26 protein-coding genes are annotated in these 22,313 nt (G+C 60.8%); 14 read left to right on the forward strand and 12 right to left on the reverse strand.

What is annotated here, in order from left to right:
• Positions 1-2: 2 nt before the first annotated feature.
• The 3 genes from CQ002_RS25785 to CQ002_RS25795 form a co-directional block, all read right to left on the reverse strand.
• A complete protein-coding gene (locus CQ002_RS25785) occupies positions 3-629 on the reverse strand; it encodes a LysE family translocator (protein WP_105162629.1) in 627 nt (208 codons plus the stop codon).
• 13 nt (positions 630-642) lie between these two features.
• Complete coding sequence (locus CQ002_RS25790) at positions 643-1,989, reverse strand: NCS2 family permease (protein WP_034107828.1); 1,347 nt, start codon at positions 1,987-1,989, stop codon at positions 643-645.
• A 206-nt stretch (positions 1,990-2,195) separates the two neighbouring features.
• Positions 2,196-2,630 carry a MarR family winged helix-turn-helix transcriptional regulator gene (locus tag CQ002_RS25795; protein ID WP_105162628.1) on the reverse strand — a complete coding sequence of 145 codons (435 nt, stop codon included), beginning with the start codon at positions 2,628-2,630 and terminating at the stop codon, positions 2,196-2,198.
• A gap of 81 nt (positions 2,631-2,711) precedes the next feature.
• On the opposite strand from CQ002_RS25795, the gene CQ002_RS25800 reads away from it, so the two are divergent.
• The gene (locus CQ002_RS25800) at positions 2,712-3,878 is read left to right on the forward strand and encodes a PLP-dependent aminotransferase family protein (protein ID WP_105163153.1); all 1,167 of its coding nucleotides are present in this window, start codon (positions 2,712-2,714) and stop codon (positions 3,876-3,878) included.
• A gap of 10 nt (positions 3,879-3,888) precedes the next feature.
• On the forward strand, positions 3,889-4,491 hold the full coding sequence (locus CQ002_RS25805; protein ID WP_034107824.1) for a glutathione S-transferase family protein: 603 nt from the start codon (positions 3,889-3,891) through the stop codon (positions 4,489-4,491).
• A 112-nt stretch (positions 4,492-4,603) separates the two neighbouring features.
• Here CQ002_RS25805 and CQ002_RS25810 read toward each other — a convergent pair whose 3' ends face one another.
• Positions 4,604-5,500: a LysR family transcriptional regulator gene (locus CQ002_RS25810; RefSeq protein WP_034107822.1), complete on the reverse strand. Its 897-nt coding sequence runs from the start codon at positions 5,498-5,500 to the stop codon at positions 4,604-4,606.
• Between the two features lie 124 nt (positions 5,501-5,624).
• Here CQ002_RS25810 and CQ002_RS25815 point away from each other — a divergent pair, with 124 nt between their 5' ends.
• The 3 genes from CQ002_RS25815 to CQ002_RS25825 are packed head-to-tail and all read left to right on the forward strand — an operon-like array spanning position 5,625 to position 8,549.
• Entirely contained in the window at positions 5,625-6,917 is a 1,293-nt protein-coding gene (locus CQ002_RS25815) for a CitMHS family transporter (protein WP_034107820.1), read from the forward strand.
• A 1-nt stretch (position 6,918) separates the two neighbouring features.
• On the forward strand, positions 6,919-8,244 hold the full coding sequence (locus CQ002_RS25820; RefSeq protein WP_105162627.1) for an acyclic terpene utilization AtuA family protein: 1,326 nt from the start codon (positions 6,919-6,921) through the stop codon (positions 8,242-8,244).
• Positions 8,241-8,549, forward strand: coding sequence for a hypothetical protein (locus CQ002_RS25825; protein ID WP_069077906.1), 309 nt, complete (start codon positions 8,241-8,243; stop codon positions 8,547-8,549). The genes CQ002_RS25820 and CQ002_RS25825 overlap by 4 nt, the downstream gene beginning before the upstream one ends.
• Before the next feature lie 62 nt (positions 8,550-8,611).
• On the opposite strand, the gene CQ002_RS25830 is transcribed toward CQ002_RS25825, so the two are convergent.
• The 5 genes from CQ002_RS25830 to CQ002_RS25850 form a co-directional block, all read right to left on the reverse strand.
• Positions 8,612-8,983, reverse strand: coding sequence for a glutathione S-transferase N-terminal domain-containing protein (locus tag CQ002_RS25830; protein ID WP_105162626.1), 372 nt, complete (start codon positions 8,981-8,983; stop codon positions 8,612-8,614).
• Positions 8,984-9,084: 101 nt separating this feature from the next.
• The gene (folE, locus tag CQ002_RS25835; protein ID WP_003442011.1) at positions 9,085-9,630 is read right to left on the reverse strand and encodes a GTP cyclohydrolase I FolE; all 546 of its coding nucleotides are present in this window, start codon (positions 9,628-9,630) and stop codon (positions 9,085-9,087) included.
• A gap of 78 nt (positions 9,631-9,708) precedes the next feature.
• The gene (locus CQ002_RS25840) at positions 9,709-10,266 is read right to left on the reverse strand and encodes a Smr/MutS family protein (RefSeq protein WP_105162625.1); all 558 of its coding nucleotides are present in this window, start codon (positions 10,264-10,266) and stop codon (positions 9,709-9,711) included.
• A 74-nt stretch (positions 10,267-10,340) separates the two neighbouring features.
• Positions 10,341-10,661, reverse strand: coding sequence for a hypothetical protein (locus CQ002_RS25845; RefSeq protein ID WP_069077905.1), 321 nt, complete (start codon positions 10,659-10,661; stop codon positions 10,341-10,343).
• A gap of 141 nt (positions 10,662-10,802) precedes the next feature.
• The gene (locus tag CQ002_RS25850) at positions 10,803-11,393 is read right to left on the reverse strand and encodes a cysteine hydrolase family protein (RefSeq protein ID WP_025855010.1); all 591 of its coding nucleotides are present in this window, start codon (positions 11,391-11,393) and stop codon (positions 10,803-10,805) included.
• A 238-nt stretch (positions 11,394-11,631) separates the two neighbouring features.
• Here CQ002_RS25850 and prmB point away from each other — a divergent pair, with 238 nt between their 5' ends.
• Positions 11,632-12,540: a 50S ribosomal protein L3 N(5)-glutamine methyltransferase gene (prmB, locus tag CQ002_RS25855; RefSeq protein WP_105162624.1), complete on the forward strand. Its 909-nt coding sequence runs from the start codon at positions 11,632-11,634 to the stop codon at positions 12,538-12,540.
• 83 nt (positions 12,541-12,623) lie between these two features.
• Here prmB and CQ002_RS25860 read toward each other — a convergent pair whose 3' ends face one another.
• Together CQ002_RS25860 and CQ002_RS25865 are read right to left on the reverse strand one after the other, a co-directional pair.
• The gene (locus CQ002_RS25860; protein ID WP_069077903.1) at positions 12,624-13,430 is read right to left on the reverse strand and encodes a hypothetical protein; all 807 of its coding nucleotides are present in this window, start codon (positions 13,428-13,430) and stop codon (positions 12,624-12,626) included.
• A 99-nt stretch (positions 13,431-13,529) separates the two neighbouring features.
• Positions 13,530-14,492, reverse strand: a complete 963-nt coding sequence (locus CQ002_RS25865; RefSeq protein ID WP_034107803.1) for an alpha/beta hydrolase — start codon at positions 14,490-14,492, stop codon at positions 13,530-13,532.
• Between the two features lie 143 nt (positions 14,493-14,635).
• Between CQ002_RS25865 and aroC the strand changes: the two genes are divergently transcribed.
• The 4 genes from aroC to CQ002_RS25885 all read left to right on the forward strand — a co-directional run bounded on the left by aroC (position 14,636) and on the right by CQ002_RS25885 (position 17,980).
• A complete protein-coding gene (gene aroC, locus CQ002_RS25870) occupies positions 14,636-15,727 on the forward strand; it encodes a chorismate synthase (protein ID WP_034107801.1) in 1,092 nt (363 codons plus the stop codon).
• Between the two features lie 79 nt (positions 15,728-15,806).
• Positions 15,807-16,970, forward strand: coding sequence for an MFS transporter (locus CQ002_RS25875; protein WP_034108503.1), 1,164 nt, complete (start codon positions 15,807-15,809; stop codon positions 16,968-16,970).
• Positions 16,967-17,497 (forward strand): acireductone dioxygenase, encoded by a 531-nt coding sequence (locus CQ002_RS25880; protein ID WP_034107799.1) that lies wholly within the window; start codon positions 16,967-16,969, stop codon positions 17,495-17,497. Before CQ002_RS25875 ends, CQ002_RS25880 begins: the two co-directional genes overlap by 4 nt.
• 213 nt (positions 17,498-17,710) lie before the next feature.
• Positions 17,711-17,980 (forward strand): response regulator transcription factor, encoded by a 270-nt coding sequence (locus CQ002_RS25885; protein WP_034107797.1) that lies wholly within the window; start codon positions 17,711-17,713, stop codon positions 17,978-17,980.
• Positions 17,981-18,040: 60 nt separating this feature from the next.
• On the opposite strand, the gene CQ002_RS25890 is transcribed toward CQ002_RS25885, so the two are convergent.
• Entirely contained in the window at positions 18,041-18,319 is a 279-nt protein-coding gene (locus CQ002_RS25890; protein WP_003172952.1) for a DUF3509 domain-containing protein, read from the reverse strand.
• A gap of 406 nt (positions 18,320-18,725) precedes the next feature.
• Here CQ002_RS25890 and CQ002_RS25895 point away from each other — a divergent pair, with 406 nt between their 5' ends.
• The 4 genes from CQ002_RS25895 (at position 18,726) to CQ002_RS25910 (ending at position 21,993) form a co-directional block, all read left to right on the forward strand.
• Positions 18,726-20,552: a long-chain-acyl-CoA synthetase gene (locus tag CQ002_RS25895; RefSeq protein ID WP_105162623.1), complete on the forward strand. Its 1,827-nt coding sequence runs from the start codon at positions 18,726-18,728 to the stop codon at positions 20,550-20,552.
• Between the two features lie 94 nt (positions 20,553-20,646).
• Positions 20,647-21,162, forward strand: coding sequence for an ankyrin repeat domain-containing protein (locus CQ002_RS25900; protein ID WP_034107793.1), 516 nt, complete (start codon positions 20,647-20,649; stop codon positions 21,160-21,162).
• Positions 21,163-21,203: 41 nt separating this feature from the next.
• Complete coding sequence (locus CQ002_RS25905; protein ID WP_034107791.1) at positions 21,204-21,734, forward strand: hypothetical protein; 531 nt, start codon at positions 21,204-21,206, stop codon at positions 21,732-21,734.
• 67 nt (positions 21,735-21,801) lie between these two features.
• Positions 21,802-21,993, forward strand: coding sequence for a PLDc N-terminal domain-containing protein (locus CQ002_RS25910; protein ID WP_003172956.1), 192 nt, complete (start codon positions 21,802-21,804; stop codon positions 21,991-21,993).
• The last annotated feature ends 320 nt before the right edge of the window (positions 21,994-22,313 follow it).

A 22,313-nucleotide genomic window follows, 5' to 3' on the forward strand; every position in this document is an offset into this window, starting at 1 on the left:
CATCAGCGGCTTAACAGGGAGGCTGCCCCGGCCCCGCCGAATAAGACGGCGCTGACGCGGTTGAACCCGACCTGGCCCTTGCCGCTGCGCAGGTAGCGTGCGGCGCCCTGTGCACCGAGCCCATAGGTCAATTTGCACAGCAGGTCGAGCACGGCCCAGGTGGCGATCATGACCAGCAGCTGTGACAGGAAGGGTTGTTCGCTGTTGAGAAACTGCGGCAGGAAGGCGGCAAAGAACAGGATGTCCTTGGGGTTGCTGGCGCCCAGCACGAACGCGCGACTGAACAGCGCGCGAAACCGCGGCGTCGCGATGGCCTGGGGCACCACGGCGCCCTGGGTGGGCTGGCGCGATTGCTGCCAGCTTTGCCAGGCGAGGTAGAACAGGTACATCGCGCCGAGGATCTTCAGGGCACTGAACAGCTGCTCGCTGGCCAGCAGTAGCGCCCCCAGCCCCAGCGCAGAAGCGCTCAACAGGCAGACCGAGGCAAACACGCCTCCCAGGAACGCCGGGTACGAGCGACGCAGACCATAGTTGAGGCTGTTGCTGATCATCAGCAAGGACAGTGGGCCAGGGATCAGGATCACGATCAATGCAGCGCCGCTGAACAGCAGCCAGGTTTCCAGGGTCATGCGTTACTCCTTTTTATAGAAATATGAACTTGGCGATGAAAATCACGCACAGCACCCACAGGCTGACAGAAATCTCGCGGTATTTGCCAGTACCCGCCTTCAGCGCCACGTAGGTGATAAAGCCCAGGGCAATCCCGTCGGCGACCGAGAACGTCAGCGGCATCATGATCGCGGTGACAATCGCCGGGATGCTGTCGGTGGCTTCATCCCAATTGATGTGCGCCATGCTCGCCATCATCAGCATCGCGACATAAATCAGCGCACCCGCAGTGGCATACGCCGGGATCATCCCCGCCAACGGAGCAAAAAACATCGCCGCCACAAACAGGATACCCACGGTGACCGCCGTCAGCCCGGTGCGACCACCTGCAGCCACGCCCGCAGCACTTTCCACATAGCTGGTCACCGGCGGTACACCGACCATGGCGCCGAACACGCTGGAAGCGCTGTCTGCCTTCAATGCGCGAGACAGGTTATCGATCTTGCCATCAGCGTTCACCAGGCCGGCCCGTTGCGCAACGCCCATCAGTGTACCTGCGGTGTCGAACATGTGTACAAAAAGAAACGCAAATACAACGCTGATCATGCTGACATTGAACACACCTTTTACATCCATCGCCATCCAGGTGGGCGCCAGACTGGGCGGCGTGGAGAGAATGCCGTTGTAGTGCACCAGGCCCAGGCCCCATCCGGCCAGCGTCACCGCGATGATGCTGATCAGGATCGCGCCGAACACGCGGTGGTAACTGAGGATGGCGATCAGCAGGAAGCACACGGCTGCCAGCAGCGGCGCGGGTTCATGCAGGGAGCCGAGCTTGATCAAGGTGGCAGGGCTTTCGACGATGATGCCGGCGGTCTTCAACCCGATCACCCCAAGAAACAGACCGACGCCGGCGCCCATGGCGTGGCGCAGGCTGACCGGGATGCTGTTGAGCAGCCATTCACGCACCCGCGAGAGCGTCAGGCCCATGAACAGCACGCCGGAAATGAACACCGCGCCCAGCGCGGTTTCCCAGGTGTAGCCCATGGTGCCGACCACCGTGTAGGTGAAGAACGCGTTCAAGCCCATGCCCGGCGCCAGGCCCACTGGCCAGTTAGCGTACAGCCCCATCAGCAGGCACCCCAGCGCGGCAGCGATGCAGGTGGCGACAAAGGCTGCGCCATGGTCGATACCGGCGTCGGCCATGATGTTCGGGTTGACGAAAATGATGTAGGCCATGGTGATGAAGGTGGTGAGGCCGGCGATCAGCTCGGTCTTCACTGTGGTGCCATGCAGGCGCAGTTTGAACAGGCGTTCCAGCCAGCCGTTCGGTGAGGGGGCAATGTCCAGCGTCGGGGCTTCGGATTTGCGGCTATCCACAGCGAGTACTCCTCAAGAGTTTTATTGTTATTTCCAGCGCCGGTCACAAATGTGGGCAACAGCGCTTTGAGGTACTGGCGGGTTTTGTTGACCAATAGGTCAGGAACTCGCACGAAACGAATTATGCTTTTGTATACAAAGAAAGCAAATAATGTTTTCGGTTCGAGCTGCGAAAGAGATGAAAGGCCATCCGTTCGCCACAGCGGTCAAGGCTGGTTTGCGAGTGCCTGGTTCACCGCCAGCCATCCGGCCACCGCTTCTTCGCCCGCTTCACCGAATGCGCGCTGCAACAATTTCACCTGTTCGCGACGCAGTGACTGTTCGAAACGCTGACCTTCTTCACTCAACGCCAACAGGCGTTTGCGCTTGTCGGTCTCGGACGCGACGCTGTCCACCAAGTGCATTTCCTGCAGCTGTCGCAACGGCATGTTCAACGCCTGCTTGCTTACGCCCAGCAGTTCCAGCAGTTCCTTCACGCTCAATGCCGGGTAGCGTGCGATAAAAAACACGATGCGCTGGTGCACCCGACTCAAGCCTCGGCGCTCGAGCATTTCGTCGGCCTTGGCGGTAAACGCCTGATAGCCGAAGAAGAACGCTTCCATGGCTTGTTGCTGGGCAGCTGGGTTTTTAAGGTCAAGCATATTGACGTATCCGTGCAAGTCGTCGTAATTTCGGTCAACCAGTTTGACGTATTTCTCCCAGGCTTCGCTACCGGTGACCTTATGGCCTTCTCTGAACGTGTTACGCGCCTTAAAAGCTCCTTGATCCGTGAAATCCTCGCGGCAGCCCAGCGCCCGCAAGTGATGTCGTTCGCCGGTGGCCTACCCGCTGAAGCCATGCTGCCAGCCTTGAACTGGGATGATATGCCGCTGAATATCGGCCAGTACGGCATGAGCGAAGGCGAACCGCAACTGCGCGAACTGCTCGCCGCCCAAGCGCGGGCATTGGGCATGCCGTGCCAGGCCAGCCAGGTATTGATCGTCAGTGGGTCCCAGCAAACCCTGGACCTGGCGGCCAAGTTGTACATCGACAAAGGCACGCAGATCCTGCTCGAAGGCCCGACCTACCTGGCCGCGTTGCAGATCTTTCAGCTGTTCGGGGCGGACTGCCTCACCGTGCAACTGGAGGCCGACGGCCCCAACCTCGACACGTTGCGCACCCACCTCGAACGCCACCGCCCGGCGTTCATCTACCTGATCCCCACGTTCCAGAATCCCTCGGCCGTGCGCTACAGCGAAGCCAAGCGCGAGGCCGTGGCGGCGTTGCTCGATGAGTTCGGCGTGACCTTGATCGAAGACGAGCCCTACCGCGAGCTCACCTTTGACGGCGGCAGCGCCAAACCCATCGCCGGTCGCCTGAGAAAGGCCAGCTGGATCTACACCGGCACCGTGTCCAAGACCCTGCTGCCGGGCTTGCGGGTCGGGTACCTGATCGCCAGCCCAGACCTGTTCCCGCACCTGCTCAAGCTCAAGCAGTCGGCAGACCTGCACACCAATCGCGTCGGCCAATGGCAGGCGATGCAGTGGATCGGCACGCCGAAGTACCAGCAGCACCTGGCGCAACTGCGCAGCTTCTACCGCGAACGCCGCGATGCGTTCCAGGCGGCATTGCAACAGCATTTCGCTGAACTGGCCGACTGGCAAGTGCCACAGGGTGGATTATTCTTCTGGCTGACCTTGAAACAGCCGCTCGACACCCGCACCTTGTTGGCGCAAGCATTAGATCAGGACGTCGCGTTCATGCCCGGTGAACCGTTCTTTTCCGAGCCAGACCAACACCTTGGCTCGTTGCGGCTCAATTTCAGCCATATCGACCCGGCCCGCCTGGACGAAGGTCTCAAGCGCCTGGCCGCGGTGGTCCGTCAAGCACAGCACGCGCAAGCGGCATAAGGGGAGCCCCATGTACAAGGTTTATGGCGATTACAAGTCGGGTAACTGCTACAAGGTCAAGTTGATGCTCAGCCTGCTGGGCATTCCCTATCAATGGGTGGATGTGGACATCCTCAAGGGTGACACCCAGACCGCCGAATTCCTGGCGAAAAACCCCAACGGCAAGATCCCTGTGCTGGAACTGGAAGATGGCACCTGCTTGTGGGAATCCAATGCGATCCTGAACTTCCTCGCCGATGGCAGCGAGTTCCTGCCGAGCGAGCCGCGCCTGCGCACTCAAGTCTTGCAATGGCAGTTCTTCGAGCAGTACAGCCACGAGCCGTACATTGCGGTGGCACGGTTTATCCAGTTCTACCTGGGGCTGCCGGAGGACCGCCTGGAGGAATACAAGAAGCTGCACAAAGGTGGCTACAAGGCGCTCAAGGTCATGGAACGCCAACTGCAGTTGACGCCTTACCTGGTGGGTGATCAGTTCTCCATCGCGGACGTGGCCTTGTATGCCTATACCCACGTGGCGAACGAGGGTGGTTTTGAGCTGGACGCCTACCCTGGTGTGCAGGCGTGGTTGAAGCGTGTTGCCAGTCATCCCAAGCATGTCGCCATGCTGGGCTGATTCACTCGGTCAAACGGTGGGGGCTGGCTTGCCTGCGACGCAGCCGACGCAGCCGACGCAGTCTGTCGGTTGCACTTAGGCGCTATGATCGCAGGCAAGCCAGCGCCTGCATTCAGCTCGAGGGTGAGTCATTGAGTTGTTCCTTCAGCAGCTCGAAGCACCGTTGCGCCGCCGGGCTCAAGCCCATTCCGGTGCGACTGATCAACCCGATCTCCCGGTTCACGCCGGGATGATCGATGGGGATGCGCTTCAACCCCTCCAGGCTGTCGGCGGCCGACTCCGGTAGCACACTGATGCCCAGCCCCTGGCGCACCAGCGCCAACACCGTCGACATGTAGTTGGCTTCCATGCCTGCGTTCATCGTCAGCCGCGACTCATCGAACAGCGCATCCACTTGCTCACGCACACTGCTGTCGCGCCCGGTGAGGATGATCGGCTGGTCTGCCAGTTGTGCCAGGGTCAGTGACGGGTGGCGGGTGAGGGGGTGATCCTCCGGCACAAACGCACACAAGCGATCATTGAGCACCGGCGCGAAATCCAGGCCATGGCTGAGCCGCGCACGTACGCCGATACCGAAATCGACCTCGCCGGAGCGCACTTGCGCATGAATGCGGTGGGCCACAAGGTCATGCAGGCGCACTTCGATCCCGGCAAAACGTTCCCGAAACAGGCGTAGAACCGGCGGCAGCGCGCCGGCGCATACGGAGGGCAGGGCAGCGATGGTAACCACCCCCCGGCGCAGTGCGGCGAGGTCACGGGAGCCGGTGACGATGTTGTCCAGGTCCAGCAGCAGTTTTTGCATGGGCCCGCGGGCGTCCCGGCCCGCGGCGGTGAGGCTGACGTGGCGCGGGCTGCGGTCGAGCAGGGCGACGCCGAGCCAGTCTTCCAATTGTTGGACTTGCACGGTGAGGGCCGAGGGCGACAGGTGCAGTTCGTTGGCGGCCTTGGTGAAACTGCCGGTACGGGCTACGGCAAGAAACGCCTGGATGTGCTGGATTGAATTCTTCATGGGGTCAGCTTAATTTTGTTTTTACGAATGATGGTGGCTGAATATTCCAATTTACAAAGACTAACCTGCTTCCAATACTCCAGGGAAAACAATAACCGGCCACCAAGGCCGCTCTGGAGTAACCATGCTCGCTACCCTGGGTGTCATCACCATCCTGTGCCTGCTCGCTGCCGTCATGAGCAAACGCCTATCACCGCTGGTGGCCCTGATCGCCTTGCCGATCATCGCCGCACTGCTCGGCGGGTTCGGCCTGCAAACCAGCGCCTTCATCATTACCGGTATCAAGAACGTCGCCCCCGTGGTGGGTATGTTCGTGTTTGCTATTTTGTTTTTCGGCATCATGACCGATGCCGGCATGCTCGACCCCATCATTGATCGCATACTGCGCACGGTAGGGACGCGTCCTACACGAATTGTCGTAGGCACTGCGACCCTGGCGCTGCTGGTGCACCTGGACGGTTCCGGCGCAGTGACCTTCCTGGTGACGGTGCCCGCGATGCTGCCGCTCTATACGCGGTTGGGCATCGACAAACGCATCCTTGCCTGCGTCTGCGCGATGGCGGCCGGGGTCAACTTTTTGCCGTGGACGGGGCCGGTGTTGCGTTCGTCAGCAGCATTGCATGTGCCGGTGGCGGACCTGTTCCAGCCACTGATCCCCGTGCAGATTGTCGGTCTGATCTTTGTCTTCGCCTGCGCCTGGTGGCTCGGCCGTCGCGAAGAAAAACGCCTGGGCCTCGGCGCCGGCTCCAGCGTGGATGCGGTGCCGCAACGGGTACTCAGTGACGATGACATCAAGCTGCGTCGGCCACGCCTGTTCTGGGTCAACCTGATGCTGACCGTGCTGGTGATGGTGGTGATGATCGCCGGCTGGGTCGACCCCGTAGTGATGTTCATGCTCGGCACCGTGGTGGCGCTGTGCATCAACTACCCGAATGTCGACGCTCAGCGCGCCCGCATTGATGCCCACGCAAAGACCGCCCTGACCATGGCCAGTATCCTGCTGGCTGCCGGGGTGTTCACCGGGATCATGCAGGGCACGGGTATGCTCAAGGCGATTGCCGAAGTGGCGGTGGCGCAGATTCCGGCTGGCCACGGCAAGTTGATCCCGGCCGTCGTGGGCTTTATTTCCATGCCCTTGAGCATGCTGTTCGACCCCGATTCCTACTATTTCGGCGTCATGCCGGTGATCGCCGAAGTTGGCAAGGCGCTCGGCGTCGACCCGCTGCAAGTGGCCCAGGCGTCGTTGCTGGGCGTGCACACCACCGGTTTCCCGGTGAGCCCGCTGACCCCCGCGACCTTCCTGTTGGTGGGCCTGTGCAAGATCGAATTGGCCGATCACCAGCGCTTCACCATCCCTTTTCTGTTTGCTGCGTCGGTGTTGATGACCCTGACTGCATTGCTCCTGGGAGTGATTTGAGATGAAAACCTTGCGCATCGGTTCCGGTGCCGGTTATTCCGGCGACCGTATCGAACCTGCGGTGGAACTGGCCGAACAGGGTGACCTGGATTACCTGGTGTTCGAGTGCCTGGCTGAGCGCACGATTGCCTTGGCGCAACAGGCGCGGATCAACGACCCGGAGGGCGGTTATGACCCGTTGCTCAGTGAGCGCATGCGTCGGGTGTTGCCGTTTGTTGGCGTGAACGCCGGGCGTCGTCGCTTGCGGGTGATCACCAATATGGGCGCGGCCAACCCGCTGTCGGCGGCGGTTGAAGTGCGGCGAATTGCCAGCGAGTTGGGCGTTGACCTCAACGTGGTTGCGGTGGTCGGCGACGACGTGTTGAGCGCCTTGCAGCCCGAATGGTTGTTGGATAACGGCCAGACTGTCGGTTCACTGGGCGAGCGCCTGATTTCCGCGAATGCCTACTTGGGCGTCGACGGCATTCTGGAGGCGTTGGGTGCTGATGCGGATGTGGTGATCACCGGGCGTGTGGCCGATCCCTCACTGTTCCTGGCGCCGCAGATGTTTGAGTTCGGCTGGGCGGCGGACGATTGGCAGCGCCTGGGACGCGGCACGCTGGTAGGGCATTTGCTCGAATGCGCCGGCCAAGTCAGCGGTGGCTATTTTGCCGACCCAGGTTTCAAGGATGTGGGCGACCTGGCTCGCCTGGGCTTCCCTTTGGCCGAGATCAGTGCCGATGGCGAAGCCTTGATCACCAAGGTCAGCGGTTCCGGTGGGCGGGTCAGCCGCGCCACCTGCATCGAGCAACTCATCTATGAAGTGCATGATCCCGCGGCGTACCTGACGCCGGATGTGACGGCTGATTTTTCCCAGGTGGGGTTTGTCGAAGAAGGTAGTGATCGTGTCCGCGCCCAAGGGGCGGGGGGGCGTGCGCGACCCGAGCAGTTAAAGGTCAGTGTCGGTTATTTGGAGGGTTGGATTGGCGAAGGGCAGATGTCCTACGGTGGCCCCGGTGCTGTCGCACGGGCGCAGCTGGCGCGAGATGTCGTCCTTAAGCGCCTTGAGCTGATCGGCGTGAAGATGCAGGACGTGCGCGCCGAACTGATCGGCATCGACGCGCTCCACGGGCCGCGCAGCACGGTCGAACCCTGGGAAGTGCGCCTGCGCGTGGCAGCTCGCTGTGCGGCGCGAAGTGACGCGGTGCGCGTCGGCAATGAAGTCGAAACCCTGTACACCAACGGCCCGTCCGGTGGCGGTGGCGCGAGTAAAAGCGTACGCCAGGTCGTGGCGGTGGCGTCGTTATTGCTACCGCGTGGCGCGGTCAACCCGAGGATCGAAGCATGAAGTTGCACACACTGGCCCATTCCCGCACCGGGGATAAGGGCGATACGTCGAATATCTCGATCATTGCGTACCGTGCCGAGGATTACCCGTTGCTGTGCGAGCACCTGACGGCCGAGCGTGTGACCGCGTTCTTTGCGGACCTGCTCGAGCCTGGTGCTGCACCGGTGCAGCGTTATGTGTTGGCCAATGTGCAGGCGCTGAACTTCGTGCTGCCGGGGATCCTGCGTGGCGGGGTCACCCGTTCGCTGGCGCTGGATGCCCATGGCAAGTGCTTGGGCTCGGCATTGCTGGACCTTGACCTTTAACAGCACCCAGAAACCAATGTGGGCGCTGGCACGCCAGCGCCCACAGGACTCAGCGGTGTCTGTCAGATAGCGGCAAAGCGCTTGTCGAGGTAATCGATGATCACCTTGGAGTCGTACATCCAGGTGGTCTGGCCATCCTCTTCAATACGCAGGCACGGCACCTTGATCTTGCCGCCTTGCTCCAGCAGGGTCTGACGGTCCTGCTCGTTGTTCTTCGCGTCCTTCAATGCAACGGGCACATTCAGGCGGTGCAGGGTGCGACGGGTTTTCACGCAGAACGGGCAGGCATGGAATTGATAAAGGGTCAGTTCCTTGGCCGCTGCATTCACCTGCGCCTGTTGTTCGGCAGGCCGCTGCTTTTTGCGTGGGCGGGTCAGGAAGTCGCCCGCGATGATGACGTGGCCGAGGCCCACTCGAAGTGCTTTGACGAACATGGCTGAAACCTCTTGCCCATAACTGAGGGGCGGCAGCTTACCTGAATTTTACGGGCGAAAAAAAACCGGCGATGAACGCCGGCCTTTTCGTACGCAGCCTGTTACTTGATCAGGCTGAGAAATTCGCTGCGGGTGGCCGCGTTTTCGCGGAACTCACCCAGCATCACCGAGGTGATCATCGACGAATTCTGTTTTTCCACACCGCGCATCATCATGCACATGTGCTTGGCTTCGATCACCACGGCCACCCCCAATGCGCCCGTCACTTGCATCACGGCATCGGCGATCTGGCGGCTGAGGTTCTCCTGGATCTGCAGGCGGCGCGCATACATGTCGACAATCCGCGCGACCTTCGACAGGCCCAGCACTTTGCCGCTCGGGATATACGCTACGTGAGCCTTGCCGATAAACGGCAGCAGGTGGTGTTCGCACAGCGAGTACAACTCGATGTCCTTGACCAGCACCATTTCACTGTTGTCGGAGCTGAACAAGGCACCGTTGGTGACTTCTTCCAGAGTCTGCTCATAGCCACGGCAAAGGTACTGCATCGCCTTGGCGGCACGCTTTGGCGTGTCGAGCAGGCCCTCGCGGGAAACGTCCTCGCCGAGTTGGCCGAGGATCGCGGTGTAATTCTGTTCCAGGGACATGAAACTACCTGTGGGATTTTCGCAAAGCGCAAGGTTACGGTGGCGGACACATCGCTGCAAGCCTGACGATGGCACTTGTTATTCGTCGCGGCCTTCCATCATGGTGCGCTTGAGCATCACATACACCGCACCCGCGCCGCCGTGGCGGGCCTGGCATGAGGTGAAGCCGAGTACTTGGGCGTGTTGGCGCAGCCAGGTGTTGACGTGGCTTTTGATCATTGGCCGCTTGCCGTCCAGGCGCACCGCCTTGCCGTGGGTGACGCGCACGCAGCGGATTTCGAACTTGGTCGCTTCGGCCAGGAAGGCCCAGAGGGTTTCCCGGGCTTTTTCCACGTTCATGCCATGCAGGTCGAGGCTGCCTTCGAAGGGGATCTGGCCGACCTTGAGCTTGCGCATCTGGCTTTCCTGCACACCGTCGCGGGCCCACATCAACTCGTCTTCGGGGCCGACGTCAATCACGAACTGGTCCGACAGGCCGTCCACGGTCGTGGCATCGGTGCGCACGGTCGCGGCCTGGCGCAGCTTGGCGATCTGCGCCCGGTCGGCCTTGGGTTTGCCGGTATCGGCGCGGTCGTGCTTGATCGGCTTGACGCCGCGCAGCTCGTTTTTGAACAGGGAAAAATCGTCGTCTTGCATGTCAGCCTCCGCGAAGGGCGGGCAGTTTACCTAATCGCGGCGGCCGGGGCGCAGGAAACGCTATCCAAGCGCCATCAGTCGTGCTTTTTCATCAGGTGCGAAGCGATGTTCAGCGACAACGGCTGGCGCATTTTCCGACGGCTGCGCCGCCACAACCAGACGCCCAGCCACAGTACCAGCAGGCCGACCACCAACAGAATTGCCGAGCCACCAGGGCTGGCATTCAGTTCGCCAAGGGCTGGCGAATGACCGAACAAACCGGCGCCACCAGCACCGGCCAACAGCACACCTACAATCGCCAGCAGCGCGGCAATGCCGGCTACCAGGCGCAGACGCCAGTTGCTTGGGCCCTTGGGGCGCAAGCGACGAGCATCAAAACCATCGGATATCTTCATTCCGACCTTTCCTCCAGGGTATCGGCCGTTCGACCGGACAATACACAGGTTGTTCCTGTACCAGAGGCAATTGCAGCAAATGAAAGGCATTTGCGGATGAGCGGGGCCATAAACAGGCTGCGCCGCTCATCAGAAGGTCGATCAGATCAGATCTTTGGTCAACGCCAGGGTGGCGAAGTTGTCGGCCATGATGGCCATTTCGGTCTGCTGCACATGTTCGGCGCTGAGGATGCCGCCTTTGTAAGGCAGGTCACGGGTAGCGCAGGCGTCTTCCACCAGCGTGCAGCGAAAGCCCAGGTTCTTTGCGGCACGCACGGTGGTGCTGACACTGGAATGGCTCATGAAACCGCAGACGATCAGGTCCAGGGAGCCGAGGTCCTGCAGGTGTTTTTCCAGGCCGGTGCCATGGAAAGCGCTGGGCAGCAGCTTGCCGATGATGGTTTCGTCGCCCTCAGGCTCAAGGCCCGGGATGAATTCACCGCGTTCGCCCTGAGGGTCAAACAGGCCGCCCACGGTGCCCAGGTGGCGCACATGCACGATCGGGCGCCCGGCGTTGCGGGCCGCCGCGACCAGTTGCTTGATATTGCCAACCGCTGCGTCCATGCCCGAGAGGGCGAGCGGACCGCTGAGGTATTCCTTCTGGGCGTCGATGATCACGAGGGTCGCATGGCTGAGGTTCGCTGCTGCGTAACCACGACCGCTGAGTTGAAACATCGTCTTTGGAACGGACATTCTGGGGCTCCTGTGAGGGGGGCTTTTGCGACATTGTCCACTGGCTGAGCGGTTCTGTGAATCGCTACCATCGTAAGGTACGCCGTTGTTGGCGTGTAGCCATGTCAAGAGGTGGGCCTGTTTAACACAATGATGGCAATTTGAATGAAATCCGACCGATGGCGAAAGGTTTTCGTACATCGTCGGTACAGATGAAGACTGCTAGAATTGCCAGTCGTTTTTTCCAGGAGCTTGCCCCGTGATCACATCCCGCCTGCGCACCTTGCGCGACCACATCCGTTGGGCTGTCAGCCGTTTCCATGGGGAAGACCTGTTTTTCGGGCATGGCACCGACAATGCCTGGGACGAAGCCCGGCAATTGGTGCTCGGCGCCTTGCACCTGCCGTGGGAAATTGCCGACAGCTACTTGGATTGCAACCTGGAAGAAGAGGAAATCTCCCATGTGCAGCGTTTACTGCACCGCCGCATCCATGAGCGCGTGCCCACCGCTTACCTGCTGAAAGAGGCCTGGTTCTGTGGCCTGTCGTTTATCGTCGACGAGCGGGTGTTGATCCCACGTTCACCGATCGGCGAACTGATCGAAAACCGCTTTGAACCCTGGCTGGCGCAACCGCCGGCACGCATCCTCGACTTGTGCACGGGCTCCGGTTGCATCGGCATTGCTTGCGCCTACGAGTTCCAGGACGCCGAGGTGGTGCTCGGGGACTTGTCGTTCGAAGCCCTGGAGGTCGCCAACCAGAATATCGAGCGCCACGGCGTCGACCAGCGCGTCTACACCGTGCAGGGCGACGGCTTTGACGGCCTGCCGGGCCAGCGCTTCGACCTGATCGTGTCGAACCCGCCGTATGTGGATGCCGAAGACTTCGCCGACATGCCCGACGAATACCAACACGAACCGGAATTGGGCCTGGCCTGCGGTGATGATGGCTTGAACCTGGTTCGCAGGATGTTGGCCGAGGCGGCGGACCACCTGACCGAGAAGGGTTTGCTGATTGTTGAAGTGGGCAACAGCCAGGTACACGTCGAGGCGCTGTACCCGGAAGTGGACTTTGCCTGGCTGGACTTCCAGCGCGGGGGCCACGGTGTGTTCATGCTGACGGCCGAGCAGTGCCGCCAGCATCAGGCCGTCTTCGCCGCCCGAGTGTGACGCATAATCTGTAGGCGCCCGGCTTGCCGGCGATGGCACTCTTGAGGCCGCCGTCGCCGGCGAGCCGGGCGCCTACAGTTGAGTTACCGGTGGGTGGCAATCCAGATCAGCAACCCCGCCTGAAACACCGTGAACGCCACCAGGCACGTGATGGTAAAACGCAACCCGCTGTCTTCACGCTTGAACTTGGTGACCTTTTCCTCTTCCTTGCGCAGCTTCACTTCCTGCTCCGCCAGGTTCTGTTCGGCTTGTTGCAGCATCTGCGCCGCTTCGAGAATCTCCACGAACTGCACTTTCTCGGTGTTCCAGCTGTCCAGCACATCGCTGACCTTGCCCGGCTGCACGTTGCCCTTCAGGTGCTGCACGTCGGCATAGGCCACATCAAAACCCTGGATACGCAGGAAATGATCGCGGCGCAGGCGGGTGGCCTCGTTCAACGCATCTTTGTTGGCCAGGTCGACGCCGTCGACCCGGTAGTGTGACCACTTCTTCTTCGCCCACGCGGCGCCTTGGGCTACCAGGAAGCGCCCGATACCGCGGTTGGCCGGTTCGATTTCCAGGCTGTTGCCGGGGCCGAAGTGCACGCGGTGCTTGTCGTGGTCGACCCAGATATCCAGATGATTCTGTTCGCGGCGAACCCGCTGTCCTGGCAGTTGGATGACCATGCGCAACAGGCTGTGATGTTTGTCATTGCGCTCGGCATAGCCGAACTGCACGAAGCGCAACGGCCGCACGCCGGTGGCGCGGTCGGTGGCCAGTGGCGCCAGGCGCAGCATCTTGAAATGCTCGGCCTGGACATCCGCCCACGGCAGGGGCGCCGCGTCGACGGCCTCGGTTTTTTCAGCCGGGGTTTCGGCGGTGGATTCCGGTGTTGCTTCAGTGGTTGTCATGCGGCGCGATCCTGTCCAAGCCCAGCAAGCCGACAGTCTTTTTACTGTCGACTCTGGGCTTATCGGCCGTTTCTCTCAGGACTGGAGGCAAATTGTCGCTTAACGGGGTTGAAGTCCGTCGATAAAGCGTACCAGGCGGCTGCCCAGCTCGGCGGCGAGAGGCAGTTGCGGGTCGTTGTAGGAGGCCAATTGTTGCTGCACGTCGTTGGGCACGATGCGCATCACGTGGTTCATGCCTTCGATCACCGCCAATTGCGCGTCAGGCTTGGCCTTTTTCAGTTGCTGGGCGTCGCCCACACCCACCTGGATGTCGTTGGTACCCTGGATGATCAATGCCGGCATCCGCAGCTTGGCGAAGGCGGCCGAGGGATCGGCGCGGAACAGGCTGATCAGATAAGGCTGCACGCTGGGTCGGAAAATACCCTCCAAAGGGCCAGGGACATCGGCATCTACCTGGCCGGCCTTGAGGTGGTCGAGGATCTCGTTGCTACGCAGCAGTAGGGCAGGCGGCAGGTGGTCGGCCAGCTGCTGGCGGATCACCTGGTCTACCGGGCGCGCGCTGCCGGACAGGGAGATCACCCCGGCCGGGTCCAGTTGAGGCGCGGCGAGGGCTGCGACCAGGGCGCCTTCGCTATGGCCCAGCACGATCAGCGGGCCCATGCGCTTATCGGCCTTGAGCAGTTTGCCCCAGGCCACGGCGTCGGCCACATAGGCATCGAGGGTCAGGTTACGTTCATCCGGTGTAGCGGCCAGGCTGGCGGCCACGCCGCGCTTGTCGTAGCGAACGCTGGCAATGTTATGCCGCGCGAGCACCCAGGCCAGGCGCTTGAGGCTGTCGTTGCGGGCGCCGTCGGCACTGTTGCCATTGCGGTCGGTGGGGCCGGAACCGGCGATGATCAGCACCACCGGCACGGGTTTGTCAGACTGGGGCAGCAGCAACGAGCCGAACAGCTCGCCGCTGCCGGTGTCCAGGCTGATGGGGCGTTGCAGCACAACAGGGGAGGCGGCCTGGGCCACGGCGGTAAACAGAGTCAAGGTGAACAGGAGAACTCGCAGCATCATCGCGCCATCATGAGGAAGGTGCCGGTTGGACCAAGGTCTACCGGTAAGGTTTCGAGGATGAACTACTCGGTTAGCCTGCGTATACTGGCCGCCTTAAGTTATTACGGTTGACTTGATTCAACTGATTTCACGGAGCGCCCTGCATGTCCGGCAATACCTTCGGCAAACTGTTCACTGTCACCACCGCGGGCGAAAGCCATGGCCCGGCGTTGGTCGCCATTGTCGACGGCTGCCCGCCAGGCCTCGAGCTGTCCCTGGAAGACCTGCAGCGTGAGCTCGACCGCCGCAAGCCCGGCACCAGCCGCCACACCACCCAGCGCCAGGAACCCGACGAAGTCGAGATCCTCTCCGGCGTGTTCGAGGGCCGCACCACCGGTTGCGCCATTGGCTTGCTGATCCGCAATACCGACCAGAAGTCCAAGGACTACTCGGCGATCAAGGAACTGTTCCGCCCGGCCCATGCCGACTACACCTACCACCACAAATACGGCGAACGCGACTACCGTGGCGGCGGCCGTAGCTCGGCCCGCGAAACTGCCATGCGTGTGGCCGCCGGTGCCATTGCCAAGAAGTACCTGGCCACCCAGGGCATCATTATTCGCGGCTACATGAGCCAACTGGGTCCGATCGAAATTCCGTTCAAGACCTGGGACAGTGTGGAAGACAACGCTTTCTTCAGCCCCGACCCGGACAAAGTGCCGGAGCTGGAGGCCTACATGGACCAGCTGCGCCGCGACCAGGATTCCGTCGGTGCCAAGATCACCGTGGTGGCCGAAGGCGTCAAGCCTGGCCTGGGCGAGCCGATCTTCGACCGCCTCGATGCGGAACTGGCCCACGCACTGATGAGCATCAACGCGGTAAAAGGCGTTGAAATCGGCGCTGGCTTTGCCTGCGTGTCCCAGCGTGGCACCGAGCACCGCGATGAGCTGACCCCGGAAGGTTTCCTCAGCAACAACGCGGGCGGCATCCTCGGCGGTATTTCCTCCGGCCAGCCCATTGTTGCGCACCTGGCGCTCAAGGCCACGTCGAGCATCACCACGCCGGGGCGCTCGATCGATGTGCACGGCAACCCGGTGGACGTGATCACCAAGGGCCGCCACGACCCCTGCGTCGGCATCCGCGCCACGCCGATTGCCGAAGCGATGATGGCTATCGTGTTGATGGACCACCTGCTGCGCAACCGCGGGCAAAATGCCGATGTACGCGTGAATACGCCGGTGCTGGGCCAGCTGTGACAGCCTGCTGGGATGAGCAGGCCTTTCGGGGTGAGCGAGCTTGCTCGCGCCGGGCTGCGAAGCAGCCCCCCGTATCGACATGACCCCATCCCTCCCATACTGGCGCCTCTCCAGCTTCTACCTGTTCTACTTCGCCCTCCTGGGCGCAACGGCGCCGTTCCTGGCGCTGTACTTCGACCATTTGGGGTTCTCCAGCGCGCGGATCGGCGAGCTGGTTGCCATCCCCATGCTGATGCGCTGTGTGGCGCCCAACCTGTGGGGCTGGCTGGGCGACTACAGCGGTCGGCGGCTGGCCATCGTGCGCTTTGGCGCGGTGTGCACGCTGGCGAGTTTTTCACTGATCTTCGTCAGCCACACCTACGCATGGCTGGCAATGGTAATGGCGCTGCACGCGTTCTTCTGGCACGCGGTGCTGCCGCAGTTTGAAGTGATCACCCTCGCGCACCTGCAGAAGCAGACCTCGCGCTACAGCCAAGTCCGCCTGTGGGGCTCCATCGGGTTTATTCTGACCGTGGTGATCATGGGCCGCCTGTTCGACTGGCTGAGCCTGGACATCTACCCGGTGGTGGTCGTGGTGATCATGGCGGGCATTATTGGCGCCAGCCTCTGGGTGCCGAATGCGCAGCCAGCCCACCACGGCCATCGTCTGCCGGGCGATGGCTTCCTCAAGCAATTGCGCAGCCCTGGGGTCTTGGCGTTCTACGCCTGCGTGGCATTGATGCAGATGAGCCACGGCCCTTACTACACGTTCCTGACCCTGCACCTCGAACACCTCGGCTACAGCCGTGGTGTGATCGGCCTGCTGTGGGCCCTGGGCGTGGTGGCCGAAGTCCTGATGTTCCTGGCCATGAGCCGCATCCTCTCGCGTTTCTCGGTGCGCCGGGTATTGCTCGCCAGCTTCCTGCTGGCGGCGCTGCGCTGGCTGCTGCTGGGTTCGTTTGCCGAGTTTTTCTGGGTGTTGCTGCTGGCGCAGGTGATGCACGCCGCGACGTTCGGCAGCTTTCATGCCGCCGCGATTGCCTTTGTGCAACGCAGTTTCGGCGACCGGCAACAAGGCCAGGGCCAGGCGTTGTATGCCGCCCTGGCGGGCACCGGCGGAGCATTGGGTGCGCTGTATTCAGGCTACAGTTGGAACCTGTTGGGGCCGACCCTGACCTTCAGCATCGCAAGTGTCGCGGCCCTGGCCGCCGCCATTATCATCGGTCTTCGATTGCAAGAGCAGAACCAAGGAACCCACCCATGAGTTACGTCGCTGTCTACTCCGCCGCTTCACCGGACACTCCAAACAAGGTCCTGACGCATTTCGATGACATCGCCGCAACCCTGGCCGAGCAAGGGGTGCGCTTTGAACGCTGGCAGCCGGTCCCGCTTGAAAAGGGCGCCAGTGATGCTGAACTGATCGCAGCCTACCAGGCGCAGATCGATGCCCTTGGCTACGGCTCTGCGCAGGTGCTCAGCGTGACTGGCGACCACGCGCAGAAAGCCGAATGGCGCGCGCAGTTTCTGGATGAGCGCCGCTACAGTGAAGATGACGTTCGTTTTTTCATCGCAGGCCAGGGCGTGTTCGCCTTGCACATTGGCGACTATGTGTATGCCGTTCGTTGTGAGAAGAACGATCTGCTGGTGATCCCGGCCGGTACGGCGCACTGGTTCGATATGGGCGAGAACCCGCACTTCGTGGCATTGCGCCTGTTTAATAGTGCGAAAGGGTGGGTGCCTGAATTCACGGGTGACGATATTGCCCAGCGTTTTTGCGCATTTGACGATTAATAGCGAGCAATCAGAAACTTCAAGCCCTGCGCGTTGGAAGTTTCTGTGGGAAGAAACTTAAACTTCTGTAAGGCCCTGCTGTTTATGGCAGGGTCTGCGCCTTAATACCATTCGTTATGTAACTCTCCCCGGCATTAGCGTTTACATCACCTGTCAATAGGATAAATCCGAAGGGTGGTGAGGCGTCAGCCAAGAAAAGAGGAGAGTACTTCAATGAGAGGCCCACCGGAATCGTTGTTACCGCCGTACTCGGTGCCCAATGCTGTCAGACGACGCCTGAGCTTGTCGGGCAAGCCACTGACTCCGGCCGAGCTGGAAATTTTGCGGTGGGCTTCAGAGGGCAAGACGGTCTGGGAGATCAGCCAGATACGCGCCACGTCCGAGGCGGCGGTGAAATTCCACCTGCGCAATATCTACTGCAAACTGGACGTCACCAACCGGGTGCAGGCGATGAATGAAGCCGCACGCCAGGGCCTATGCTGAAGGCAATAAAAAGGGGCCGCGACACTCAACGGTGTGGCGGCCCTTTGCTGCTTCTGGGAATTACGCCGAGTGGTAGGTCGGCAGGGCAAAGCGGTTCTGGCTTTGCAACATCGAAATCTGCGGCAGTTCGCTGGCTTGTTCGGCAAGGTCGCGACGGATGGCGCTGATCACCCAGGTCAGTTGGTCAGCGGTGTGCAGCTGTTGGTAAGAGATCGAACGCTTGACCTGCTTGCCTTCGCTGTTACGCAGGGTCAACAGGATGCCGCCGTCTGGACGTGGCTGGGTGGTGACGTCGTAGTTGGAGAATACTGAAGCGAATTTATCTTGGATCAGGCTCATGTCTATCAGCTCCGTTGGCTCAAGTGGGCAAGCATGGAGTGATAGGTGCAGTGATTGTGCCAGCTAGTGATTTTTTAAAAAATCGTTATAAATCATAAGCTTATAAAAAATAAAAAATTTCGGATTCGTGCAATTTGCATGAATGGCCATCATGCATCCTGCATTTTGCGTTGCTCGACACGGTTCAGCAGGTGCGCCGTTACTCCTAATGACTCCCCTAGCGTGGCGAAATTCCCTTTTTCCGCGGTTGCCTCTCGGGATACAAAACTTTTCAAATCCTGCGTGTACAGCCAAAGAACGGCTGACGTATTTTCCTGCAAGGCATGCGGCCTTCTGCCCACGAAGCGTGCCTTGGAACATGCCCGTGTTTCTGGACCATACGAAGAATAAGAAAAAGGACGTTTCAATGAGCCATTCGCAAAACGACATGATCACCTGGGGCATGATGCTGCGTAAGGTCCCCGCCATCGTTCGCGCCTTGCCACGCGTGGTACGCGGCATGCGCGCGGCCAACGTCACCGACCCCGCACAGCCTTGCGGCCTGGGCTGGCACTTCGAACAAGCAGTCTTGCGCAACCCGGATGGCACCGCATTGTTGTACGGCGACCGTGTGCTCAGTTACACCGAGGCCAATCAGCGCGCCAACCGCATTGCCCATCATCTGCAAGCCCAAGGGATCAGCAAGGGCGACGTGGTGGCGATGTTTGTCGAAAACCGCCCCGAGTTGCTGCTGAACGTGCTGGCCGTGGCCAAGCTGGGCGGCATCTGCGCGATGCTCAACACCGCTCAGACCCAGGCCGCGTTGGTGCATAGCCTGAACCTTGTGAGCCCGGTGGCGATTGTGGTCGGTGCGGAGTTGGTGGCTGCCTATGAGGACGTACGGGCTGACGTGCAAATCCCCCCTGGACGTACCTGGTTTGTCCCGGACCAGCAGGCCGGCGCGATGCCCGACGGTTATGTCGACCTGATGGCTGCCAGCGCCGATTGCCCGGTGGACAACCCGCCCAGCACCGCACAGATCTTCTTCAACGACCCCTGCTTCTATATCTACACCTCTGGCACCACCGGCCTGCCCAAGGCCGGAATCATGAAACACGGCCGCTGGACCAAGACCGCCATCAGCTTTGGCAGCATCGCGCTGGACATGGGGCCGGACGATGTCCTTTATTGCACCCTGCCGCTGTACCACGCCACCGGCCTTTGTGTGTGCTGGGGCTCGGCGATTGTCGGGGCGTCGGGGTTCGCGATCCGGCGTAAGTTCAGTGCCAGTCAGTTCTGGGATGACGCCCGTAAATTCAAGGCGACCACCCTTGGTTACGTCGGGGAATTGTGCCGTTACCTGCTCGATCAGCCTGCCAGCGAAAACGACCGCGACAACCGCGTGACCAAAATGGTTGGCAATGGGCTGCGGCCGGGTGTGTGGGCGCAGTTCAAGGCGCGTTATGGCGTGGAGCATGTCTGTGAGTTGTACGCCGCCAGCGACGGTAATATCGGCTTCACCAACGTCTTGAATTTTGACAACACTGTCGGCTTTTGCCTTCAGCACTGGGCGTTGGTGGACTACGCCCATGACTCGGGTGAGCCTCTACGTGGCAGCGATGGTTTCATGCACAAAGTCAAGACAGGCGGGCAGGGCTTACTGCTGGCCAGGATCGATGAAAAATCCCCTTATGATGGCTACACCGACCCGGAAAAGAACCGCAAGGTGATCCTTACGGATGTATTCGAGAAGGGTGACCGCTACTTCAACACGGGCGACCTGGTGCGCAGCATTGGTTTTGGCCATGCGCAATTTGTCGACCGCCTGGGGGATACCTATCGCTGGAAGGGCGAAAACGTTTCCACCACTGAAGTGGAAAATGTCCTGCTGCAGCACCCGCAGATTGCCGAGGTGGTGGCCTATGGGGTGGAAATCGAAAACACCAACGGCCGCGCCGGCATGGTCGCTATCACCCCGAGCGAGTCCCTCGCGGCCCTGGACATGCGCGAATTGCTGCAATTCGCCCACGGCCAACTGCCCCACTACGCGGTGCCGCTGTTCCTGCGGATCAAGGTGAAGATGGAAACCACGGGCACTTTCAAATACCAGAAGGTACGACTCAAGGAGGAAGCGTTCGACCCGAAAAAGGCAGGCAATGACCCGGTGTATGCCTGGTTGCCCGGGTCGGACAGCTACGTGCCCGTGACCGGACAGTTGCTGGCGCAGATCCAGGGCGGGCAGTTCCGCTATTGAATCTGCCTATGGGGGCTTTTGACAAAAAAGCCATGACAGTAGGGAACTCCATCGCGACACTGGGCGCCATATAAGCACCAGAAAGGAGTCCCCCATGTCAGACCAAGCCAAACAAATGACCGATGACGAAGCTGCCGAATTTGCCGAGCAGGTCTTCGACGTCGCCCGCAAAGGCGATGCCGCCATGCTCGCCGCGTTGCTGAGCAAGGGCCTGCCAGCCAACTTCCGTAACCACAATGGTGACACCTTGCTGATGCTCGCGGCCTATCACGGGCACGCCGAGGCAGTAAAGGTGTTGCTGGAGTTCAAGGCCGACCCCTTGATCGCCAACGACAAGAACCAGTTGCCGATTGCCGGCGCGGCATTCAAGGGCAACTTGCCGGTGGTCAAGGCGTTGATCGAAGGCGGTACGCCGATAGACGCGGCCTCGTCCGATGGCCGCACCGCGTTGATGATGGCGGCGATGTTCAATCGCGTCGACATGGTCGACTACCTGCTCAGCCAGGGTGCCAATCCCAAGGCCATCGACGCCCAGGGCGCGACCGCACTGGCGGCGGCGCAGACCATGGGCGCGGTGGATACGGCGGCGCAATTGCAAAAACTGGTGTAGGCTTTGCGCCCTCAAAAACCAGCCCGCCACAGGATCACCCCATGAAAACCGCCCTCGTCGAACTTATCAGCAAAATCAGCGCCGGCGTCATGGGCGAGGACGAGGTGGCACGTATCGCCGATGAAGCGGCCCAGGCCTACGCGGACCCGGCGGCGTTCCTGGCGGCCAACCCAGATATCAACTACGACGACACATTCCCCATTCCGTTGGGTGAGTGGGTTGTGGTTGGCAGCCTGCCGGACACTGTGCTGTTCCAGGCCGACACCTATGGCGACCTGTTCGCGCAGATCGTCGCATCGTTCGGCCCGGGCGTGGCGTTCAACCTCAAGGCCAAGCAACTGGCCAAGACCGAAGCCCTTACTGCGCTGAACCGCATCCAGATCCAGATGAGCGCCCTCAGCCCGGAAGACGGCGGCTATGTGCTGCTCGACTTCAGCCAACCGCTGGACGACGAAATCCAGGCCGTGCTGGTCTACGGCAACGACCTGCCGCGTGTGCTGGCGCTGTGTGCCGAAGTCGGCATCAAGGGTGAGCCCTCCCTGGAAGCCTTGAAGGTCGCCGTTCACGTCTGAAATAAAACGGAACCCCGGCTGGGGCTGACTATCCTAAAGGTGCATACCTCATTTTAGGAGCGACACCATGGGTTCCACTTTTAATGGCTTGATTGGCCTGATCATCCTGGCGCTGGATATCTGGGCGATCATCAACGTCTTCAAAAGCGGCGCGAGTACAGGCGCCAAGGTGCTGTGGATCCTGTTGATCCTGCTGCTGCCGGTACTGGGCCTGATCATCTGGGCGATTGCCGGGCCGCGGGGTAATGTGCGGATTTGATTATCCAACAGATCTAGCGTGAGCACCGTCCATGTGGGAGCGGGCTTGCTCGCGAATGCGGCGTGTCAGTCGAAACATCGGTGACTGAAGCACGGCATTCGCGAGCAAGCCCGCTCCCACATTGGTTTCAGCCCACCCCTGAGATTTGTGTATCGAAATATTCGCTGCACAGAATTTTCACATTCCATCCAAGACAATTCGCCGGCTTTACTTCCCCGCCAAGGCTCTACTTCAGGTGCCACTAACGGCGGGGCCGTGGTGTGCGTTCAGTAATTAATAGCCTTGATGCCGTTGATCGGGCACCATTCGCGCCACTGCAA

This window comes from Pseudomonas sp. MYb13 (assembly GCF_002980075.1).
Taxonomy (GTDB): Bacteria; Pseudomonadota; Gammaproteobacteria; order Pseudomonadales; family Pseudomonadaceae; genus Aquipseudomonas; species Aquipseudomonas lurida.

Bases quoted from the DNA above. Each gene is read 5' to 3' on its own strand.
- CQ002_RS25785 (WP_105162629.1), bottom strand. From the start codon at position 629: ATGACCCTGGAAACCTGGCTGCTGTTCAGCGGCGCTGCATTGATCGTG.
- CQ002_RS25795 (WP_105162628.1), bottom strand. From the start codon at position 2,630: ATGCTTGACCTTAAAAACCCAGCTGCCCAGCAACAAGCCATGGAAGCG.
- CQ002_RS25800 (WP_105163153.1), top strand. From the start codon at position 2,712: ATGGCCTTCTCTGAACGTGTTACGCGCCTTAAAAGCTCCTTGATCCGT.
- CQ002_RS25805 (WP_034107824.1), top strand. From the start codon at position 3,889: ATGTACAAGGTTTATGGCGATTACAAGTCGGGTAACTGCTACAAGGTC.
- CQ002_RS25810 (WP_034107822.1), bottom strand. From the start codon at position 5,500: ATGAAGAATTCAATCCAGCACATCCAGGCGTTTCTTGCCGTAGCCCGT.
- CQ002_RS25815 (WP_034107820.1), top strand. From the start codon at position 5,625: ATGCTCGCTACCCTGGGTGTCATCACCATCCTGTGCCTGCTCGCTGCC.
- CQ002_RS25820 (WP_105162627.1), top strand. From the start codon at position 6,919: ATGAAAACCTTGCGCATCGGTTCCGGTGCCGGTTATTCCGGCGACCGT.
- CQ002_RS25825 (WP_069077906.1), top strand. From the start codon at position 8,241: ATGAAGTTGCACACACTGGCCCATTCCCGCACCGGGGATAAGGGCGAT.
- CQ002_RS25830 (WP_105162626.1), bottom strand. From the start codon at position 8,983: ATGTTCGTCAAAGCACTTCGAGTGGGCCTCGGCCACGTCATCATCGCG.
- folE (WP_003442011.1), bottom strand. From the start codon at position 9,630: ATGTCCCTGGAACAGAATTACACCGCGATCCTCGGCCAACTCGGCGAG.
- CQ002_RS25840 (WP_105162625.1), bottom strand. From the start codon at position 10,266: ATGCAAGACGACGATTTTTCCCTGTTCAAAAACGAGCTGCGCGGCGTC.
- CQ002_RS25845 (WP_069077905.1), bottom strand. From the start codon at position 10,661: ATGAAGATATCCGATGGTTTTGATGCTCGTCGCTTGCGCCCCAAGGGC.
- CQ002_RS25850 (WP_025855010.1), bottom strand. From the start codon at position 11,393: ATGTCCGTTCCAAAGACGATGTTTCAACTCAGCGGTCGTGGTTACGCA.
- CQ002_RS25860 (WP_069077903.1), bottom strand. From the start codon at position 13,430: ATGACAACCACTGAAGCAACACCGGAATCCACCGCCGAAACCCCGGCT.
- CQ002_RS25865 (WP_034107803.1), bottom strand. From the start codon at position 14,492: ATGATGCTGCGAGTTCTCCTGTTCACCTTGACTCTGTTTACCGCCGTG.
- aroC (WP_034107801.1), top strand. From the start codon at position 14,636: ATGTCCGGCAATACCTTCGGCAAACTGTTCACTGTCACCACCGCGGGC.
- CQ002_RS25875 (WP_034108503.1), top strand. From the start codon at position 15,807: ATGACCCCATCCCTCCCATACTGGCGCCTCTCCAGCTTCTACCTGTTC.
- CQ002_RS25880 (WP_034107799.1), top strand. From the start codon at position 16,967: ATGAGTTACGTCGCTGTCTACTCCGCCGCTTCACCGGACACTCCAAAC.
- CQ002_RS25885 (WP_034107797.1), top strand. From the start codon at position 17,711: ATGAGAGGCCCACCGGAATCGTTGTTACCGCCGTACTCGGTGCCCAAT.
- CQ002_RS25890 (WP_003172952.1), bottom strand. From the start codon at position 18,319: ATGAGCCTGATCCAAGATAAATTCGCTTCAGTATTCTCCAACTACGAC.
- CQ002_RS25895 (WP_105162623.1), top strand. From the start codon at position 18,726: ATGAGCCATTCGCAAAACGACATGATCACCTGGGGCATGATGCTGCGT.
- CQ002_RS25900 (WP_034107793.1), top strand. From the start codon at position 20,647: ATGTCAGACCAAGCCAAACAAATGACCGATGACGAAGCTGCCGAATTT.
- CQ002_RS25905 (WP_034107791.1), top strand. From the start codon at position 21,204: ATGAAAACCGCCCTCGTCGAACTTATCAGCAAAATCAGCGCCGGCGTC.
- CQ002_RS25910 (WP_003172956.1), top strand. From the start codon at position 21,802: ATGGGTTCCACTTTTAATGGCTTGATTGGCCTGATCATCCTGGCGCTG.